Source organism: Labrenzia sp. ATLA3 (genome assembly GCF_057180185.1).
Genome location: NZ_JBXUKV010000021.1, coordinates 1 through 704, shown reverse-complemented (window position 1 = coordinate 704; position 704 = coordinate 1). Strand labels below are relative to the sequence as shown.

Here is a 704-nt window from a genome sequence, read left to right as displayed (position 1 = left end):
AATCTGGTTTGCGGCCTATGCCGAAAAGCATGATCTGGAAGTTCACGATGATGAGTTTGTAGAGCTGAACCCGCTCGAGGCTCATGACACCTTTATCGCATTTGAACGGTGGTACCTGATGAAAGCTCCGGTTCGCTTTGACAAAAGGGACATGATGGTTGCGACATGGCTGGCCATCGATTTGGAGGAGGGCAGGCTGACATCACTCAGAACTGAGCAGGCCCGAGACTTCATCAAGGAAAACTATGCGTCTTTTGTCTCCTTTCCGGGGGAGGAGGCGTGATGGAGAAGATTGTTGCGATAGATGCCGGTGAAATCAGCCCGATCATGAAAAACTTCGGGCTGGAAGGATTGATCGCCGCCGCAAAACGGGGCCGAAAGAGCTTTGGAACAATTGATGAACATTTGGTATGGATTTGGACATAGGACCCATGGCGGATTTTGACGACATTACTGGCTGGCGGGAAGAGCTGGCCGCATTTGAGAAAACGGAAGAAGGCAGGGCCTTCTTTGCCGGCAACAAGCGCTACCGCGGCCGCAAAGTTCCATATGAGAACGTCGTGCAGATGGTTGAACTGATCCGCGGGGATGAAGAGCTGCACGAGGCTTTACGGAAGAAAATCTGGTTTGCGGCCTATGCCGAAAAGCATGATCTGGAGGTTCACGATGATGAGTTTGTAGAGCTGAACCCGCTCGAGGCTCAT

3 protein-coding genes are annotated in these 704 nt (G+C 51.8%); all 3 read left to right on the top strand.

The annotated features are described in order from the left end of the window. Positions 1–283: hypothetical protein (locus AC2A6O_RS29035; protein WP_498932180.1), on the top strand; the 283-nt coding region annotated here is incomplete at its 5' end. Continuing rightward, the gene (locus tag AC2A6O_RS29030; protein ID WP_498932178.1) at positions 283–426 is read left to right on the top strand and encodes a hypothetical protein; all 144 of its coding nucleotides are present in this window, start codon (positions 283–285) and stop codon (positions 424–426) included. The genes AC2A6O_RS29035 and AC2A6O_RS29030, both read left to right, overlap by 1 nt. 5 nt (positions 427–431) lie before the next feature. After that, positions 432–704 (top strand): hypothetical protein (locus AC2A6O_RS29025; RefSeq protein WP_498932177.1); only part of this gene is annotated, 273 nt, incomplete at its 3' end.

What these genes read in the sequence shown, in the direction of transcription:
- AC2A6O_RS29030 (WP_498932178.1), top strand. Translation starts at nt 283, where the DNA reads ATGGAGAAGATTGTTGCGATAGATGCCGGTGAAATCAGCCCGATCATG.